At 70.9% G+C, this 17,320-nt stretch carries 16 protein-coding genes; 10 read left to right on the top strand and 6 right to left on the bottom strand.

Translation table 11 applies throughout. From position 1 onward, the window contains the following. Nucleotides 1–64 precede the first annotated feature (64 nt). Both HBH26_RS10200 and HBH26_RS10205 read right to left on the bottom strand, forming a co-directional pair. Nucleotides 65–541, bottom strand: a complete 477-nt coding sequence (locus HBH26_RS10200; RefSeq protein WP_168134488.1) for an RNA pyrophosphohydrolase — start codon at nt 539–541, stop codon at nt 65–67. Nucleotides 542–572: 31 nt separating this feature from the next. Then, nucleotides 573–1,547: an alpha/beta hydrolase gene (locus tag HBH26_RS10205; protein WP_168134489.1), complete on the bottom strand. Its 975-nt coding sequence runs from the start codon at nt 1,545–1,547 to the stop codon at nt 573–575. Between the two features lie 49 nt (nt 1,548–1,596). Between HBH26_RS10205 and HBH26_RS10210 the strand changes: the two genes are divergently transcribed. Beyond that, a complete protein-coding gene (locus HBH26_RS10210) occupies nt 1,597–2,484 on the top strand; it encodes an arginase family protein (RefSeq protein WP_168134490.1) in 888 nt (295 codons plus the stop codon). Between the two features lie 84 nt (nt 2,485–2,568). Here the strand turns inward: HBH26_RS10210 and HBH26_RS10215 are convergent, their stop codons facing one another. Beyond that, nucleotides 2,569–3,339, bottom strand: a complete 771-nt coding sequence (locus tag HBH26_RS10215) for an SDR family oxidoreductase (protein WP_168134491.1) — start codon at nt 3,337–3,339, stop codon at nt 2,569–2,571. Nucleotides 3,340–3,460: 121 nt separating this feature from the next. Here HBH26_RS10215 and HBH26_RS10220 point away from each other — a divergent pair, with 121 nt between their 5' ends. The 5 genes from HBH26_RS10220 (at nt 3,461) to HBH26_RS10240 (ending at nt 9,676) form a co-directional block, all read left to right on the top strand. Beyond that, the gene (locus tag HBH26_RS10220; protein ID WP_168134492.1) at nt 3,461–5,509 is read left to right on the top strand and encodes a 2-oxoacid:acceptor oxidoreductase subunit alpha; all 2,049 of its coding nucleotides are present in this window, start codon (nt 3,461–3,463) and stop codon (nt 5,507–5,509) included. 74 nt (nt 5,510–5,583) lie between these two features. Next, nucleotides 5,584–6,603: a 2-oxoacid:ferredoxin oxidoreductase subunit beta gene (locus tag HBH26_RS10225; RefSeq protein WP_168134493.1), complete on the top strand. Its 1,020-nt coding sequence runs from the start codon at nt 5,584–5,586 to the stop codon at nt 6,601–6,603. 49 nt (nt 6,604–6,652) lie between these two features. Beyond that, nucleotides 6,653–7,048, top strand: coding sequence for a GxxExxY protein (locus HBH26_RS10230; protein ID WP_168134494.1), 396 nt, complete (start codon nt 6,653–6,655; stop codon nt 7,046–7,048). Nucleotides 7,049–7,137: 89 nt separating this feature from the next. After that, entirely contained in the window at nt 7,138–8,472 is a 1,335-nt protein-coding gene (locus HBH26_RS10235; RefSeq protein ID WP_168134495.1) for a cryptochrome/photolyase family protein, read from the top strand. 10 nt (nt 8,473–8,482) lie between these two features. Further along, nucleotides 8,483–9,676 carry an SAM-dependent methyltransferase gene (locus HBH26_RS10240; RefSeq protein WP_168134496.1) on the top strand — a complete coding sequence of 398 codons (1,194 nt, stop codon included), beginning with the start codon at nt 8,483–8,485 and terminating at the stop codon, nt 9,674–9,676. Here the strand turns inward: HBH26_RS10240 and HBH26_RS10245 are convergent. Genes HBH26_RS10245 through purM form a run of 3 tightly spaced genes read right to left on the bottom strand, consistent with a single transcriptional unit; the run spans nt 9,673 to nt 11,686 of the window. After that, complete coding sequence (locus HBH26_RS10245; protein WP_168134497.1) at nt 9,673–10,032, bottom strand: MmcQ/YjbR family DNA-binding protein; 360 nt, start codon at nt 10,030–10,032, stop codon at nt 9,673–9,675. The two genes, HBH26_RS10240 and HBH26_RS10245, sit on opposite strands and share 4 nt — an antisense overlap. Next, complete coding sequence (purN, locus tag HBH26_RS10250) at nt 10,029–10,586, bottom strand: phosphoribosylglycinamide formyltransferase (RefSeq protein WP_168134498.1); 558 nt, start codon at nt 10,584–10,586, stop codon at nt 10,029–10,031. The genes HBH26_RS10245 and purN overlap by 4 nt, the downstream gene beginning before the upstream one ends. Continuing rightward, on the bottom strand, nt 10,583–11,686 hold the full coding sequence (gene purM, locus HBH26_RS10255; RefSeq protein WP_168134499.1) for a phosphoribosylformylglycinamidine cyclo-ligase: 1,104 nt from the start codon (nt 11,684–11,686) through the stop codon (nt 10,583–10,585). Before purM ends, purN begins: the two co-directional genes overlap by 4 nt. A gap of 65 nt (nt 11,687–11,751) precedes the next feature. On the opposite strand from purM, the gene HBH26_RS10260 reads away from it, so the two are divergent. The 4 genes from HBH26_RS10260 to HBH26_RS10275 are packed head-to-tail and all read left to right on the top strand — an operon-like array spanning nt 11,752 to nt 17,266. Beyond that, complete coding sequence (locus tag HBH26_RS10260; RefSeq protein ID WP_168134500.1) at nt 11,752–12,972, top strand: heavy-metal-associated domain-containing protein; 1,221 nt, start codon at nt 11,752–11,754, stop codon at nt 12,970–12,972. A 10-nt stretch (nt 12,973–12,982) separates the two neighbouring features. Next, nucleotides 12,983–13,615: an HdaA/DnaA family protein gene (locus HBH26_RS10265; RefSeq protein ID WP_168134501.1), complete on the top strand. Its 633-nt coding sequence runs from the start codon at nt 12,983–12,985 to the stop codon at nt 13,613–13,615. Beyond that, the gene (locus HBH26_RS10270; RefSeq protein WP_168134502.1) at nt 13,599–15,779 is read left to right on the top strand and encodes an RNA degradosome polyphosphate kinase; all 2,181 of its coding nucleotides are present in this window, start codon (nt 13,599–13,601) and stop codon (nt 15,777–15,779) included. The genes HBH26_RS10265 and HBH26_RS10270 overlap by 17 nt, the downstream gene beginning before the upstream one ends. Nucleotides 15,780–15,781: 2 nt before the next feature. Next, complete coding sequence (locus tag HBH26_RS10275; RefSeq protein ID WP_239024723.1) at nt 15,782–17,266, top strand: Ppx/GppA phosphatase family protein; 1,485 nt, start codon at nt 15,782–15,784, stop codon at nt 17,264–17,266. Nucleotides 17,267–17,320: the final 54 nt, after the last annotated feature.

Raw genomic sequence — 17,320 nt, forward strand, 5'->3', positions numbered from 1 at the left:
CGCGCGCCGCAGTCCGATCCCCGCCCCGCTGACCGCGCGCTGATCTTGTCGCGTCCCGACGCGACTACAGATGCCCGGCGAACGCCGCCAGTACGTCCTCGTACAGCTTGCGCTTGAACGGCACGATCACGTGCGGCAGGTCGGCCGGCTCCACCCAGCGCCATGCGCGGAATTCCGGATGCGCGGTGTCGATGCGGATGTCGGCGTCCTCGCCGTCGAAGCGCAGCAGGAACCAGCGCTGCCGCTGCCCGCGATACTTGCCCTTCCACACCTTGCCGATCAGCTCGGGCGGCAGGTCGTAGAACAGCTCGTCCGCCGCCTCCGCCACCAGCGTGACCAGTTCCGGCCCGACGCCCACTTCCTCGCCCAGCTCGCGGATCGCCGCGGTGCGCGCGTCCTCGCCGGGGTCAATCCCGCCCTGCGGCATCTGCCACGCCTCCAGCGTGGTATCGATCCGCTGCCCGACGAACACGCGCCCGTCGCGGTTCATCAGCATGACGCCCGCGCACGGGCGATAGGGGAGGGAGGCGGGATCGGTCATCGCCGCCTCCTCGCGCCCGTCGCGCGCCCGGTCAACCCGCCGCCTGCGCCATCACCCGCGCGCCCTCGGCCTCGACGATCACGTCCTTCACCGCGGCAAGATAGCCCGCCACGTCGCCCTGGCTGGACGGCACCGCCTGGCGCAGCGTGACGAAGCCGTGGATGTTGCCCACCGCCTCGCGGTACGTCACCGGCACGCCGGCGAGCACCAGCGCGGCGGCATAGGCGCGGCCCTGGTCGCGGATCGGGTCCAGGCTGGCGGTCACGATCACCGCAGGCGGCAGGCCGACCAGCTCCCCCACCATCGGCGACCCGCGGAAATCGGCGAAGTCCGCCTGATAATGGTCGGCGAACCAGATCATCGTGTCGCGCGTCAGCAGGTAGCCGTCGGCGAAGTCGTTGAACGAGGGATATTCCCTGCTCATGTCCGCTGCGGGATAGATCGGGGCCTGCACGATCACGGGCACCGCCGCCGGCCGGTCGCGCAGCGCCATGGCGCTGGTGATGGTCAGCGTGCCGCCCGCGCTGTCGCCCGACAGCACCAGCGCGGTCGCCGTCCGCCCCAGTTCCGCGGGGCTGGACGCGACCCAGCGCGCCGCCGCCTCGCAATCCTCCGGCGCGGCGGGCCATTTCGCCTCGGGCGCCAGACGATAGTCGACGCTGACGACGGGCAGGTCCAGCCGCCGCGCCATCTCCGCGGTGAAGCTGGCGTGCGTGTCGACGTTGCCGATCACGAAGCCGCCGCCGTGGAAGAACACGACCACCGGCCCGGGCTCGCGCGTTTCGCGCGGGTCGAACAGCCGTGCCGGAATGTCGCCCGCCGGCCCGGGAATGGCGAGGTCGCGGATCGTGCCCAGCTCGCCCACGGGCGGGTCGGCCACATCCTTCATCGCAAGATACATCGCCCGCGCCGCCTCCGCCGTGCCCTCGTGCGTCTTCGGCCCCGGTATGCTGTTCAGATAGTCGAGGAAGCCGCGCACGTCGGGGCGGACATAGGGGGCGGTCATGCGGGTCGATCCTCTCGTATCGTTGTCGTTCGCAACCTATCTTAGCCGCGTGATCCCCGTCGTCCACCACCCATCGTACGTCACCGAGGCGCCCGCGCGGTCCACCTATCGCTGGGGCAAGAACGGCGCGATCCGCGACCTGCTGCTGGCGCAAGGCGCGGGCGTCGCCTGGCACGAGCCCGAGCCGATGCCCCCCGCCTGGTTGGAGGCGGCGCACGATCCGGGCTACGTGGCGGAGGTGCTCGCCGCCGCGGTCCCGCGCGAGAAGGAGCGCCGCATCGGCTTTCCCGTTACCCCGGCCGTGGCGCGCCGCGCGCAGACGGTGCCCGGCGGCACCTGGCTCGCCGCCCGCCTGGCGCTGGAGCACGGCTTCGCCGCCAACACCGCCGGCGGCAGCCACCACGCGCTCGGCGACACGGGCGCGGGCTATTGCGTGTTCAACGACCTCGCGGTCGCCGCGCACCGGCTGGCCGCGGAAGGGCGGCGCGTGCTGATCGTCGACGTCGACGTCCACCAGGGCGACGGCACCGCGGCGCTCACCGCCGGTCATCCGCAGATCGCCACCTACTCGATCCACGCGGAGAAGAACTTCCCTGTCCGCAAGGCGCGCTCCACACTGGACGTGCCGCTCGCCGACCATACCGGCGACGCGGCGTACCTCGCCACGCTGGAGGCGACGCTGGCTCCGCTGATCGCGGAGGTGGCGCCGGACGTGATCCTCTACCAGGCCGGCGTCGATCCCTTCGCCGACGACCGCCTCGGCCGCCTCTCGCTCAGCGACGACGGCCTCGTGGCGCGCGAGCGGCTGGTGGCGCGGCTGGCGCAGGGCGTGCCGGTCGCCAGCACGGTGGGCGGCGGCTACGGCGACGACGTGATGGCGATCGCCCGCCGCCACGTCCGCGCGATCCTGACGCTGGGCGAGGCGCTGGGGCGCTGATCCTTCACCCTCCGCTCGGCCCCAGGAGCCGTTGAGCTTGTCGGCGCCTCTCCCCGGCACGAACGGAGAGCCTCGAAGGAGGGATTACCCCTGCGCCGCCCGTGCCGCCCGCGCGCTCTCGTTCAGCCCCTGGAACGTCTGCTCGAACCGCCCTTCCGCCTCGGCGCTCCGCAGCATCTTCGCGCGCTCCACCGCAATCTCCGGCGGCGTCGGCTGCGTCGCGAAGCCGGCCAGCGTCTCCTCGACGAAGGCGTCGAGCGGCATGTAGCCCGGCCGGTTCTCCTGCCCCGGCGTCAGCGTCGTCTGGACGCCCGGCGGCGCCAGTTCGATCACCTCCACCTTGCCCTTCAGCGCATCGCGCAAGCTGACGGTGTACGAGTGCAGCGCCGCCTTGGTCGCGCAATAGACCGCCGCATCGACCAGCGGCACGAAGGCGAGGCCCGACGTCACGTTGACGATCGCCGCGTCGCCTTGTGCCGACAGATGCTCCACCAGCGCGTCGATCAGCCGGATCGGGCCGAGCAGGTTGGTCGTCACCGTCGCCTCCGCGTCGGCCAAGTCGCGCTTGCGGTCGATCGGCTCCAGCCGCATGATCCCGGCATTGTTGACCAGGACGTTCAGCGCCGGGAAGTCGCGCAGCACCCGCGTGGCGAAATCGGCCACGCCGTCCGCACTCTCCACGTCCAGTTCCACGCCGTGCATCCGTTCCCGCCCGGCGATCGTCTCGTCCAGCGCCGCGCGTCGTCGCCCCGCGACGATCACGACGTTTCCCGCATCGTGCCAATGCTGCGCCAGCGCCGCGCCGATGCCCGATCCGCCGCCCGTCACCAGGATCGTGTTGCCGCTCGTCTTCATGCGTGCCTCCTCCAGTCGGCACGCGTAACGCGCATAGTGCAGGTTGGACCCGCACCTCGCGAATCTTCACTGGACGTGCGGTTCGACCGGCGTAGAGACCGTGGCGAGAAGAGGAATGTCTATGGCCACCGCCATCCATGAAGTCTCGCCGGCCGACGCGTCGGCACACCCTGCCGCGGAGTCGATCGTCGTCCGCTTCGCCGGGGATTCCGGCGACGGCATGCAGCTGACCGGCGGGCAGTTCACCCTGTCGACCGCGCTGGCGGGCAACGATCTCGCCACCTTTCCCGATTTTCCGGCGGAGATCCGCGCGCCGCTCGGCACGCTCTTCGGCGTCAGTGCCTTTCAGATCAACTTCGGCTCCACCGCGATCGAGACCGCGGGGGACATGCTCGACGTGCTGGTCGCGATGAACCCTGCCGCGCTGAAGACCAACGTGGACGCGCTGAAGCCCGGCGGCCTCATCATCGCGGACGAGGGCGAGTTCAACCAGCGCAACCTCGACAAGGCGAAATACGCCGCCAATCCGCTGGATGACGACAGCCTTGCGCGCTGGCAGGTGCTGCGGCTCAACATCTCGCAGCTGACGGTCGATGCGGTGAAGCCGTTCGGCCTCGGCAACAAGGACGCGCTGCGCTGCAAGAACATGTGGACGCTCGGCCTCGCGCTGTGGATGTTCGATCGCGATCGGCAGCCGCTGGTCGACTGGCTGAAGGCGAAGTTCGCGAAGGCGCCGACGCTGGCGGAGGCGAACATCGCCGCCCTGAACGCCGGTCACGCCTATGGCGAGACCGCGGAGCTGGGCGGCGGCGTGCGCCAGCATGCGGTGCCCGCGGCCCCGGCCGAGCCGGGCCTCTACCGCACCGTCACGGGCGCGGAGGCGATCAGCCTCGGCCTCGTCGCCGGCGCGCAGCTGGCCAGCCTGCCGATGTTCTTCGGCGGCTATCCGATCACGCCGGCGTCGGCGATCCTGCACCACCTGTCGCGGCTGAAGGAATTCGGCGTCACCACCTTCCAGGCGGAGGACGAGATCGCCGCCATCGCCAGCGCGATCGGCGCCAGCTACGCCGGCCAGCTGGGCGTCACCTCCTCCTCCGGTCCCGGCATCGCGCTGAAGGGGGAGGCGATCGGCCTCGCCATCATGACCGAGCTGCCGCTCGTCATCGTCAACTCGCAGCGCGGCGGGCCGTCGACCGGCCTGCCGACGAAGACCGAGCAGTCGGATCTCTACCAGGCGGTCTACGGCCGCAACGGCGACGCCCCGATGCCGGTCATCGCCAGCCGCTCCGCCGCGGACTGTTTCGAGGTGGCGATCGAGGCGGTGCGGATCGCCACGCAATACATGACGCCCGTCATGCTGCTGACCGACGGCTATATCGCGAACGCCGCCGAACCGTGGAAGGTGCCCGACACGTCGGCGCTGGAGCCGTTTCCCGTCGCCTTCCTCGAACAGGCGCCGGCCGACGGCTTCCTGCCCTATGCCCGCGACGAGAAGCTGGCGCGCCCGTGGGTGAAGCCGGGCACGCCGGGCCTCCTCCACCGCATCGGCGGCATCGAGAAGAAGCAGGGCACCGGCAACATCGACTATTCGCCCGCGAACCATCAGGAGATGACGGACACGCGCAAGGCGAAGGTGGATGGCATCGCCGTGCCCGACCAGCAGGTCGAACTGGGCGAGGCGAGCGGCAAGCTGGTCGTCGTCGGCTGGGGCAGCACCTTCGGCCCGATCCACCAGGCGGTCCGCCGCGCGCGTCGCAAGGGGCTGGACGTGGCTCACGTCCACATCCGCCACATCTGGCCGATGCCGGCGAATCTGGGTGTCCTACTCAAGGGCTATGAGCATATCCTCGTGCCCGAGATGAACACCGGCCAGCTCAAGACCGTCCTGCGCGACCAGTTTCTCGTCGATGCCAAGCCGCTCAACAAGGTGTCGGGCCAGCCCTTCCGCATCGCCGAGATCGAGGAGGCGATCGCCGCCTATTTCGACGGTGTGCCGGGCAACGAGGGCGGAGAGGTGCCGGTGAACGCGCAGCAGCTGCCCACGCCCCAGTCGGGCCACGACGACGGGACGCTGCGCGGCACCTCGTCGCCGCAGAGCGACCCGTCCGCCACGACGCGCGACGGCGACGCGACACGACGCGACGCCGACGCGCCGCAATCCGCGGGCTGACGCACGGAAATGCGCCAGCGCCTCAACAGTCTCAACATTCGCGCGCCGCAGCCCGCGGCGATCGAGGTGTCCCGATGAACGACATGACCCCAATCGCGACGAAGCCCAAGGACTGGGAGACCGATCAGGAGGTCCGCTGGTGCCCCGGCTGCGGCGACTATGCGATCCTGAAGGCGGTGCAGCGCACCATGCCGGAGATCGGCGCGCGGCCGGAGAATACCGTGTTCGTGTCCGGCATCGGCTGTTCCAGCCGCTTCCCTTACTACATGGAAACCTACGGCTTCCACACCATCCACGGTCGCGCGCCGGCGGTGGCGACGGGGGTGAAGCTGGCCAATCCCGACCTCGACGTGTGGATCATCACCGGCGACGGCGATGCCTTGAGCATCGGCGGCAACCACACGATGCATCTGATCCGCCGCAACCTCGATTGCCAGGTGCTGCTGTTCAACAACGAGATCTATGGCCTCACGAAGGGGCAATATTCTCCCACCAGCCGCGTCGGCACGCAGTCGCCATCGACGCCGTTCGGCTCGGTCGATCGCCCGGCGAATCCGTGCGCGTTCGCGCTCGGCTCGGGCGCGCGGTTCGTGGCGCGCGGGATCGACGTGCACAAGAACCTGGTCGGCGTGCTGAAGGCCGCCTACGCGCACAAGGGCACCAGCTTCGTCGAGATCTTCCAGAACTGCATCGTCTACAACGACGACGTCTTCGCGCCCTTCACCGACAAGAAGCAGGGTGCCGACCAGAACCAGCTGTGGGTGGAGGACGGCAAGCCGCTCGTCTTCGCGGGCGCTACGAAGGGACTGGCGCTCGACCGCGACCGGCTCGCGCTGAAGGTCGTGGCGGCGGACGACCCGGACGTGATCGTCCACGACAAGACGAACCGCACGGTTGCGCACCTGCTGGTCGAAATGCCCTTCGGCGAGTTCCCGATGGCGCTGGGCGTGATCTACGAGGACCCGGCACCGACGTTCGAGAGCGCGGTGGTGGCGCAGAACGAACAGGCGAGCGCGGGCAAGAAGCCCGACCTCGCCAAGCTCCTCGCCAAGGGGCAGACGTGGATGGTGGAGAAGGAACCGCACGCGGTTTGAAGGTAGGATCTCACACAAAGACACAAAGCCACGAAGGAAGAAGAGAAAGGTGCGCGACGACGGGTTGGAGGAACTGGCTCGGATCGCGGTCGATTGCGGATTCCGGCTCCATGAGGGCCTCGGCCCCGGTTTGCTCGAGTCGGTCTACGAGGCCTGCCTCTGCCAAAGCCTCGCGAAGCGAGGCTTGAAAGTGGATCGGCAGGTGCCGATCCCGATCCGCTACGACGGTTTGATCCTGGAAGAGGGGTTTCGCGCCGACCTGCTGGTGGAGGGGCGCCTGCTGATCGAGCTAAAATCGACGCAGTCCTTCAACCCCGTTCACGCGAAGCAGGTGCTTACCTATCTGCGCTTGATGGACCTGCCGCTTGGCCTGCTGATGAATTTCGGCGGGTACACCTATCGTGAAGGTGTCCGCAGGGTGGCGAACGACTATTTCCGCACCTGACCTTTCTTTCTTCGTGTCTTCGTGCCTTTGTGTGAGGCCCCTTCTTCGTTCCGCCGGAACAAGCCGAGCGGATCTAACGTAAGGCAGGAATGACCAGCCTCCTCTGGCTCCGCCAGGACCTTCGCCTCCACGATCAGCCCGCGCTCGTCGCCGCCGCGCACGAGGGAGCGGTGATCCCGGTCTACGTGCTGGACGACGAGGGGCCGGGCCAGTGGCGGATCGGCGGGGCGCAACGCTGGTGGCTGCACCACAGCCTCGCCGCGCTGGCGAAGGCGCTGGAGGCGAAGGGCAGCCGCCTGATCCTGCGGCGCGGCAAGGCGGCGGACGTGCTGGCGAAGCTGGCGGAAGAGACCGGCGCCGACCGCATCCACGCGCTGCGCCACTACGAACCGTGGTGGCGCGCGGCGGAGGAGGCGCTGGGCGACCGCCTCTGCCTGTACGGCGGCAACCACCTCGCCCGGCTGGAGGAGGTGACGACGGGCTCGGGCGGCCAATTCCGCATCTATTCCTCTTTCTGGAAGGCGTTGCAGGCCCATCTGCCTCCCGAGGAACCGCTGCCGATGCCGCGCAGCATACCGGCGCCGGACACGTGGCCGCGATCGGACACGCTGGCGTCATGGGCATTGTTGCCGGCGAAGCCCGACTGGTCCGGCGGCTTCGCGTGGGAGCCGGGCGAGGCGGCGGCACTGGCGAAGGTGAGGGCGCTCGACATCGATGGCTACGACCACCGCCGCAACCTGCCCGCGGACGAGGAGGGGACGTCGCAACTCTCGCCGCACCTCCACTTCGGCGAGGTGTCCGCCCGCACCGTTTGGCACGCCACCGAGCGCGGCGACGCGACCTTCCGCAAGGAGCTGGCCTGGCGCGATTTCACCAGCGGCGTGGTGCTGGCGATGCCCCGCTACGCCGACGAGAACGGTCGGCCGAAATACGACAGTCTGCCTTGGCGCCGCGCGCCGAAGGACCTGAAGGCATGGCAGCGTGGCCGCACCGGATATCCGATCGTCGACGCCGGAATGCGCCAGCTGTGGACGCTCGGCTGGATGCACAACCGCGTGCGGATGATTGCCGCCAGCTTCCTCGTGAAGCACCTGCTGATCGACTGGCGCGAGGGCGAGACGTGGTTCTGGGACTGCCTGGTCGACGCGGACTACGGCAACAATGCGGTCAACTGGCAATGGGTCGCCGGCACCGGCGTCGACGCCAATATGTTCGGCCGCATCATGGCGCCGCTGACCCAGTCGGAGAAGTTCGACGCCGGCGACTACATCCGCCGCTGGGTGCCCGAGCTCGCCGCCCTGCCCGACGCGGCGATCCACGATCCCGATGCGGCGGGGTGCCGGCCGGAGAACTACCCGGCAAAGATCATCGGCCATCGCGAGGCGCGCGAGCGGGCGCTGGCGGCGAACGCGAAGGTGCGATAACCGCGCGCGGATGGACGCGCGGACGGGCACTCGGATCGGCAGCAAGGGGCGGGTGGCGCGTGCCGTGGCGGCGCCGTTCCACCGCATCCTCGACCGCATCGACCGCGGGCTGGAGTCAGGCGCGATCGAGGCGGCGCTGCCCGACGGCACGCGCCGGCTGGTCGGCGGCCACGCTCCCGGCCCCGTGGCGCAGATCACGCTGCACCGCTGGCGCGCGCTGTGGCGGCTCGTCAGCGGCGGCTCGATCGGCTGGTACGAGGCGTGGGAGGCGGGCGACTGGTCCAGCCCCGATCCGGTGCCGATCTTCGACCTGTTCATGCGCAACCGCGCCGCGCTGGGCGACGTCGCCCGTGCGCGCCCCGCCGCGCGGCTGGCGATGCGCGCGTGGCACCGCTTGCGCCGCAACGACCGCCGCGGCTCGCGCCGCAACATCGCCGCGCACTACGATCTCGGCAACGATTTCTACCGCGCGTGGCTCGACCCCTCGCTCACCTATTCCAGCGGACTGGGCGAGGGCACGCTGGAGGCGCGGCAGGCGCGCAAGCTCGCGCGCGTGCTGGAGCGGACCGGGGCGCGGCCGGGCGATCGCGTGCTGGAGATCGGCTGCGGCTGGGGCTCGTTCGCCGCCGCCGCGTCCGCGGCGGGGGTCGGCGTCCACGCGCTGACGCTATCCACCGAACAGCGAGACCAGGTGGCGGCACGCAACCTGCCCGGCGTGACGGTGGCGCTGACGGACTATCGCGACGTGACCGGCACCTTCGACGCGATCGCCAGCATCGAGATGGTGGAGGCGGTGGGGCCGGAATATTGGGGCACCTATCTCGACGCGATCGCCCGCCTGCTGCGGCCGGGGGGACGCGCGGCGATCCAGTTCATCACGATCGCCGACGACGTGTGGCCCGCCTATGCGCGCGGCGTGGACTTCATCCAGCGCTACGTCTTCCCGGGCGGCGCGCTGATCCACGAGCCGACCTTCCGCGCGCTGGCCGAACGCGCCGGGCTGGCGTGGCAGGACCGCGAGGCGTTCGGCCTCGACTATGCGGAGACGCTGCTTCTGTGGCGCGAGCGCTTCGATGCGGCGACGCTGCCGCCGCGCTTCGACCCGCGGTTCCGGCGGCTGTGGCGCTACTATCTGATGTATTGCGAGGGGGGGTTCCGCGGCGGCGGGATCGACGTGGTGCAGGTGACGCTGGCCAGGCGCTAGCGCCCGCCCGCCTCCAGCAGCCGACGCGGCGCGGCGAGTTCCCAGCTGCGCGCGACGCGATCGTCGACCAGCGCCCAGTCGACCTCCCCCGCCAGGTTCACGCCGACCCAGCCGGATGGGCCGAGATAGGCGGGACGCGAGTAGGTCTCCGGTGCCGCCTCGATCAGCATCGCCTGCTCGTCGCTGCCGCCGGTCCGCACGCAGACGACAGTCAGGCCGTCGCCGTGGTGATCGTTGCGGAACTGCGCGAACTGCTTGCCCGCGACGAAGAAGGTGGGCTGGCCGTGGCTGGCGCGCTCCTCGGTCTCGGGCAGCGCCAGGGCGGTCTCGCGCAGGCGGGTCAGCGGGTCGGTCATCGGCGGACGAACTCCTTCAACGCCTGGGGATAGAGGCGGTGCTCCGCTTCCAGCACCCGGGCGGCCAGCGTGGCGGCGTCGTCGTCCGGCAGGACCGGCACCTCCGCCTGCGCGATCACCTCGCCCCCGTCCAGCTCCTCGGTCACGACATGGACCGAGGCGCCGGCGATCGCGTCGCCCGCGGCGATGGCGCGGGCGTGGGTATCCAACCCCTTGTACCGGGGCAGCAGCGAGGGATGGATGTTGACGATCCGCCCGCGCCAGCGCGCCACGAAATCATCGGAGAGCAGGCGCATGTAGCCGGCCAGCGCGATCCACTCCGCCCCTGCCTCGCGCAGCGCACCGTCCAGCGCGGCCTCGTAGGCGGGCTTTCCCACCGTCTTCGGCGACAGCGCGAACACGGGGATGCCGCGCTCCAGCGCCCAGGCGAGGCCGGGCGCCTCCGGCCGGTCCGAGGCGACGACCACGACCTCGTAGGCGCCGTCCGCCGCGGCGACGAGCGACTGCATGTTCGATCCCCGGCCGGAGATCAGGATGGCGACCTTCGCCGTCATGCGTGGTGGGTCGCGGTCCAGTCGGCACGCGCGCTCCACGTCTCCGCCGACCCGCGGACGGTGCAGCCGCGGTCGCCGGCCTCCACCATGCCGATGCGCGCCACGGTCTCGCCCGCCTCCGCCAGTGCCGCGGCGACGGCGTCGGCGTCGTCGGCGGCGACCACCACCGCCATGCCGATGCCGCAGTTGAAGGTGCGCGCCATCTCCTCGGGCTCGATCGCACCCTGTGCCTGGAGGAAGGCCATCAGGCGCGGCTGCGCCCAGGCGTCGGCGTCGATCGTCGCGTGGGTGCCCGCGGGCAGGACGCGCGGCACGTTCTCCAGCAATCCGCCGCCGGTGATGTGCGCCAGCCCCTTGATCCGCCCCTCGCGCAGCAAGGGCAGCAGGCTGGCGACGTAGATGCGCGTCGGCGCCATCAGGTGATCGATCAGCAGCCGGTCCTGGTCGAACATCGCCGGTCGGTTCAGCTTCCACGCCTTGTCCGCGGCGAGCCGGCGGACCAGGCTGAAGCCGTTCGAATGGACGCCGGAGGAGGCGAGCCCGAGGATCACGTCGCCGGCCGCGATCGTGGCGCCGGTCAGCACCCGGTCGCGCTCCACCGCGCCGACGCAGAAGCCGGCGAGATCGTAGTCGCCATCGGTGTACATCCCCGGCATCTCCGCCGTCTCGCCGCCGATCAGCGCGCAGCCCGCCTGTCGGCACCCTTCCGCGATGGAGGCGACCACGCGCTCCGCCACCGCGGCGTCCAGCTTCGCGCTGGCGTAATAGTCGAGGAAGAACAGCGGCTCGGCGCCCTGGACGATCAGGTCGTTGACGCACATGGCGACCAGGTCGACGCCGACGCCCTCGTGCCGGTCATGCTCGATCGCCAGCTTCAGCTTGGTGCCGACGCCGTCATTGGCGGCGACCAGCAGCGGATCGGTGAAGCCGGCCGCCTTCAGATCGAAGAAGCCGCCGAAGCCGCCCAGCTCCGCGTCCGCGCCGGGGCGGCGCGTGGCCTTCGCGAGCGGCGCGATGGCGCGGACCAGCGCGTTGCCCGCCGCGATGGAAACGCCCGCGTCGGCGTAGGTGTAGGGGGAATTGCGACGATCGTTGCTCATGGGGCCGACCGCCTAGCCACATCGCGCTTGGATTTCCACGCCCGCTTCGCCAAAAGGCGCGCAGGATGCGTCGCGCCGTCATCGCCCTTCTCTGCACGGCCTTCGCCGGTGCCGCCGTGATGGCGCAGATCGAGGGCGGGGACCGCGGCGTGGCGGCGGTGGACAGCAGCCGCGATTTCGAGGTGTCGGGCATCCGCGTCGACACGTCGGGGAAGGACGCCGATGCGGCGCGGCTCGCCGGCTGGCGCGAGGCGCAGCGGCGCGGGTGGACGCAATTGTCGCAGCGGCTGGGCGCGGGAGGGGGCACGTTGCCGGACGGCGTGCTGGACCAGCTGGTCTCCGCCATCGTCGTCGACGAGGAGCAGATCGGGCCGACGCGCTACATCGCGCGGCTCGGCGTCCTCTTCGATCGCCAGCGCGCCGCCAGCCTGCTGGGCGTCAGCGCGGACGTGCGCCGGTCGCCGCCGATGGTGGTCGTGCCGGTGGTGTGGTCCACCGGCGTCGGCACGGCGTTCGAGCAGCGCACCGCCTGGCAGGAGGCCTGGGCACGCTATCGCACCGGGCAGAGCGAGGTGGATTACATCCGCCCCGCGGGCAACGGCCCCGACCCGCTGCTGCTGAACGTGGGGCAGACGCAGCGGCCGGACCGCGCCTGGTGGCGCATGATCCTCGACCAGTACGGCGGGCTGGATGTGGTGATGCCGACCGTTCGATTGTACCGGCAATGGCCGGGCGGGCCGGTGATCGGCGTGTTCCAGGCGCGGCACGGGCCGGACAACCGCCTGCTGTCGCAATTCACGCTGCGCGTCGGCGCGGCGCGCGGGCTGCCGCAGATGCTGGACGCGGGCGTCGCGCGACTGGACCGCCTGTACCAGGATGCGCTGCGCGGCGGCTACCTGGGCGTCGACCCCGGCCTGACCGCGCCGGAGGCGGTGCCGACCCCGGTGGCCACGCCGACACCCGGCGTCGACCCCTTCGCCACGGACGGCGTGGCGGCGAGCAGCACAATCACCGTCCAGTTCGATTCGCCCGATGCCGCCGCGGTCTTCGCGACGGAGAGCGCCATGCGCGGCGTGCCCGGCGTGGCGCGCGCGGCGACGACCAGCCTGGCGCTCGGCGGCATCTCGCTGATGCAGGTCGGCTTTGCCGGCTCGCCCGAGGCGTTCCGCGCCGCGCTGGAGGCTCGCGGATGGCAGGTGTTCGGCACCGGCACCACCATCCGCGTGCGCCGCGCGCCGCAGCTGCCGCCGCCCAGCGTCCAGCCCGACGCGCAGACGACCGGTTGACGCGGGCGCGATGAACCAGATCGCGCTTCCCCTGGCCTGGCCGGCCGACGACCGCGACGCCGCCTTCCTCGTCTCTCCGTCCAACGCGCAGGCGGCGCGGACGATGGAGCATTGGGCGAGCTGGCCGGTGATGGCGGCCTTGCTGGTGGGGCCGCCCGGCTCCGGCCGGTCGACGCTGGCGCGCGTCTTCGCGGCGCGGAGCGGCGGGAGCGTGATCGACGATGCGGAGCGGCACGAGGAAGCCGCGATCTTCCACGCGTGGAACCGCGCCCAGGCGGAGCGGCGACCGCTGGTCATCGTCGCGGGCGCTGCGCCGCCGGCGTGGGACGTGCGCCTGCCGGACCTGCGCACGCGGCTGGCGGCCAGTCCGCTTGCCACCATTGGTCCGCCCGACGATCCGCTGGTCGCGGCGCTGATCGAGCGCGGGTTCGAGCGCGCGCGGCTGGACGCGCGGCCGGAGCTGATCGCGTGGCTGGCGGCGCGGGTGGAACGCAGTCACGCCACCGTCACACAGGTGATCGATACGCTGAGCGAGGCCGCGCTGTCGGGGCACCGCCGCCTGTCCATCCCGATGGCGCGCGAAACCCTGGCGGCGGTCGCGACGTTTGCCGAAGGTACGATCCCGCATGACCCGCCCCGCTAACCTCGCCAGGCTCGACGCCGACGACGACGATCCCTTCGAGGAGGTCGGACACGAGCGCTATTTCAATCGCGAACTGTCGTGGCTCGCCTTCAACCGCCGCGTGATGGAGGAGGCGTGCAACGAAGCGCATCCGCTGCTGGAGCGGCTGCGTTTCCTGTCCATCTCCGGCTCCAACCTGGACGAGTTCTTCATGGTCCGCGTCGCCGGGCTGAAGGGGCAGCAGACGAAGGACGTGGAGCGCCGCTCCGCCGACGGGCTGACGCCCTCGCAGCAGCTCGCCGCGATCACCGCGGAGGCGGACGCGCTGATGGCGGGGCAGCAGGCGGTGTGGCGCGACGTGCGGGCCGCGCTGGCGCGCGAGAAGATCGAGGTGCTGGGCCACCGCCGCGTCGACGAGGCGCTCGACGCCGAGGAGCGCGCCTGGCTGGAGACGCATTTCCGCGAGCAGATCTTCCCGATCATCACGCCCCAGGCGCTCGATCCCGCCCATCCGTTCCCGTTCCTGCCGAACAAGGGCATGGCGGTGATGTTCGACCTGGTCCGCCGGTCCGACAAGGAACCGATCCGCGAGCTGGTGATGCTTCCCGCCGGCATGGCGCGCTTCATCCGGCTACCGGGCGGGACGGCGCGCTACATCGCGGTCGAATCGATCCTGAAGCGCTACGTCGGGCTGATCTTTCCCGGTTACGACGTGCTGGGCGCGGCGGAGTTTCGCGTGCTGCGCGACAGCGACATCGAGATCGAGGAGGAGGCGGAGGACCTGGTCCGCTACTTCGCCAACGCCATCAAGCGGCGCCGCCGCGGGCGCGTGATCCGGCTCGAGCTGGAGACGAACATGCCCGAGGGCCTCGCCGCGGTGCTGCGCGACGAACTGGGCGGCGCCGATGCGATCGTGACGGAGACGGGAACGTTCCTGGGCATCGGCGACCTCGCCGCGCTGGCGGACGAGGACCGGCCGGAGCTGAAGTTCCCCAGCTTCACCCCGCGCTTTCCGGAGCGGATCAGGGAATTCGGCGGCGATTGCTTCGCCGCGATCCGCGCCAAGGACATCGTCGTCCACCATCCCTACGAGACGTTCGACGTGGTCCTCGCCTTCCTGAAGCAGGCGGCGAACGATCCCGACGTGGTCGCGATCAAGCAGACGCTGTACCGCGCGGGCAAGCAGTCCGCCGTCATCAACGCGCTGATCGCGGCGGCCGAGGCGGGGAAGTCCGTCACCGCGGTGGTCGAACTGAAGGCGCGCTTCGACGAGGAGCAGAACCTGTACTGGGCCAGCGCGCTGGAGCGGGCGGGCGTGCAGGTGGTCTACGGCTTCATCGACTGGAAGACCCATGCCAAGGTCAGCATGGTGGTGCGGCGGGAGGCGGGGGTGTTCCGCACCTACTGCCATTTCGGCACCGGCAACTACCATCCGGTGACGGCGCGGATCTACACCGACCTCAGCTTCTTCACCGCCGACCCACGCGTCGGGCGCGATGCGGCTCGGATGTTCAACTACATCACCGGCTACGTCGAGCCGGAGGACATGGAGCAGGTGGTGCTCTCGCCGCGCTCTCTGCGCACCCGGCTGATCGAGAAGGTGGACGCGGAGATCGCGCACGCGCGCGCCGGGCGTCCTGCGGCGATCTGGGCGAAGATGAACAGCCTGGTCGACCCGGCGCTGATCGAGAAGCTGTACGAGGCGAGCGGGGCCGGGGTGGAGATCGACCTCGTCATTCGCGGCATCTGCTGCCTGCGCCCGCGCGTGCCCGGCCTGTCCGACCGGATCCGCGTGAAGTCGGTCGTCGGCCGCTTTCTCGAGCACAGCCGCATCGCCGCCTTCGGCAACGGCGACGCGCTGCCCAACGACGGGGCGATCGTCTACATCTCGTCGGCCGACTGGATGCCGCGCAACTTCGACCGCCGGGTCGAATATATGCTGCCGATCGAGAACGAGACGGTGCACGACCAGATCCTCGACCAGGTGATGGTCGCGAACCTGATCGACAACGAGCAGAGCTGGGAACTGGAGCCCGACGGCAGCTACGTCCGCGTCACGCCGGGCGATGCCAAGGGCTTCAATCTGCATCGCTACTTCATGACCAATCCGTCGCTGTCGGGGCGCGGTGCGGCGCTGGAGGACGGCAGCGAGGTGCCGGTCCTGTCGCTGAGACGCCGGGCGTGAGCTTGATCCCGTTGCGGCGCGGCGCGGAGAAGCCGGCGCGCCACGGCGGCGAGCCGCGCTCGGCCATCGTCGACATCGGGTCCAACTCGATTCGCCTCGTCGTCTATCAGGGCCCCGCGCGCGTGCCCGCGGTGCTCTTCAACGAAAAGGTGCTGGCGGGCCTGGGCCGCAGCCTGGCGGCATCGGGCCGGATCGACCCGGCCGCGATGGCGATGGCGACCACGGCCCTCCGCCGGTTCGCGGCGCTGGTGCGCGAGATGGACGTGGCGAGCGTCCGCACGGTCGCCACCGCCGCCGTGCGCGACGCGGCGAACGGCGCGGAGCTGATCGCGATCGCCGAGCACGCCGGGCTGTCGGTGGAGATCCTGTCAGGCGAGGAGGAGGCGGCGGCGGCCGGGCACGGCGTCCTCTCCGGCATTCCCGGCGCCAACGGCATCGTCGGCGACCTGGGCGGGGGCAGCCTGGAACTGGTGCGCGTGAAGGACGGGGCGCTGCACCGCCGCGTCTCCTTCCCCCTGGGCGTGCTGCGGCTGGCGGGGCTGCGCGCGAAGGGGCGGCTCGACCGGAGGGTGGCGCACCTGCTGGAGGAGACCGGCTGGAGCGGGGCGGGGAAGGGACTGCCCTTCTACCTGGTGGGCGGATCGTGGCGCGGGCTGGCGCGACTCGACATGGTGGCGACGCGTTACCCGCTGCCGATCATCCACCAATATGCCATGCCCGCCGCCACAATCGCGCGGCTGCGGCGCACCCTGTCGCACACCGACAAGGCGCGGCTGAAGGAGGTGCCGGGCCTGTCGAGCGGACGCATCCCCACGCTGTCCGACGCCGCGGCGCTGCTGGGGGTTCTGCTGAAGCACCTGAAGTCGAGCGGGACGATCGTGTCCGCCTACGGCCTGCGCGAGGGGCTGCTCCACCAGGCGCTGACGGTGCAGGACCGCGCGCTCGACCCGCTGATCGTCGCGACGCGGGACGAGGGGCGGCGGAGTGGCCGCTTTCCCGAGCATGGCGAGCTGCTCGACCGCTGGATCGCGCCGCTGTTCGGCGCCGACCGGCCGGAGGACGCACGGCTGCGCCACGCCGCCTGCCAGCTGGCTGACGTGGGCTGGCGCGCCAATCCGGAGTTCCGCGCCGAGCGGGGGATGGAAGTGGCGCTGCACGGCAATTGGGTCGGCATCGACGGGCGCGGGCGCGCGATGCTGGCGCAGGCGCTGTGGACCGCGCTGGGCGGCGAGCTGACCCGGCCCGATCCGCTGCCCCGGCTGGCCGGAGAGGCGGCGCTGGCGCAGGCGGCGCGCTGGGGTTTGGCGATGCGGCTCGGCCATCGGCTGAGCGGCGGCATGGCCGGGCCGCTGGAACGATCCTGCCTATCGCTGGATCGCGGCGCGCTGCGGCTGGCGCTCGATGCCGGCGACGCGGGCCTGCTGGGCGAGGCGGTGGAGAAGAGGGTGAAGGCGCTGGCGGCGGCGATGGGCGTCGCGGTCGGCTGATTCCGCCTCACCTTCCGCCGCTGCGCCGCCCCTTGCCAGTTCCGGTGGGAAGCG

This window comes from Sphingomonas corticis (assembly GCF_012035195.1).
GTDB lineage: Bacteria > Pseudomonadota > Alphaproteobacteria > Sphingomonadales > Sphingomonadaceae > Sphingomonas > Sphingomonas corticis.

Excerpts from the sequence above, each read along its gene's own strand:
- HBH26_RS10200 (WP_168134488.1), bottom strand. The coding sequence starts at position 541 with ATGACCGATCCCGCCTCCCTCCCCTATCGCCCGTGCGCGGGCGTCATG.
- HBH26_RS10205 (WP_168134489.1), bottom strand. The coding sequence starts at position 1,547 with ATGACCGCCCCCTATGTCCGCCCCGACGTGCGCGGCTTCCTCGACTAT.
- HBH26_RS10215 (WP_168134491.1), bottom strand. The coding sequence starts at position 3,339 with ATGAAGACGAGCGGCAACACGATCCTGGTGACGGGCGGCGGATCGGGC.
- HBH26_RS10220 (WP_168134492.1), top strand. The coding sequence starts at position 3,461 with ATGGCCACCGCCATCCATGAAGTCTCGCCGGCCGACGCGTCGGCACAC.
- HBH26_RS10225 (WP_168134493.1), top strand. The coding sequence starts at position 5,584 with ATGAACGACATGACCCCAATCGCGACGAAGCCCAAGGACTGGGAGACC.
- HBH26_RS10235 (WP_168134495.1), top strand. The coding sequence starts at position 7,138 with ATGACCAGCCTCCTCTGGCTCCGCCAGGACCTTCGCCTCCACGATCAG.
- HBH26_RS10240 (WP_168134496.1), top strand. The coding sequence starts at position 8,483 with ATGGACGCGCGGACGGGCACTCGGATCGGCAGCAAGGGGCGGGTGGCG.
- HBH26_RS10245 (WP_168134497.1), bottom strand. The coding sequence starts at position 10,032 with ATGACCGACCCGCTGACCCGCCTGCGCGAGACCGCCCTGGCGCTGCCC.
- purN (WP_168134498.1), bottom strand. The coding sequence starts at position 10,586 with ATGACGGCGAAGGTCGCCATCCTGATCTCCGGCCGGGGATCGAACATG.
- purM (WP_168134499.1), bottom strand. The coding sequence starts at position 11,686 with ATGAGCAACGATCGTCGCAATTCCCCCTACACCTACGCCGACGCGGGC.
- HBH26_RS10260 (WP_168134500.1), top strand. The coding sequence starts at position 11,752 with ATGCGTCGCGCCGTCATCGCCCTTCTCTGCACGGCCTTCGCCGGTGCC.
- HBH26_RS10265 (WP_168134501.1), top strand. The coding sequence starts at position 12,983 with ATGAACCAGATCGCGCTTCCCCTGGCCTGGCCGGCCGACGACCGCGAC.
- HBH26_RS10270 (WP_168134502.1), top strand. The coding sequence starts at position 13,599 with ATGACCCGCCCCGCTAACCTCGCCAGGCTCGACGCCGACGACGACGAT.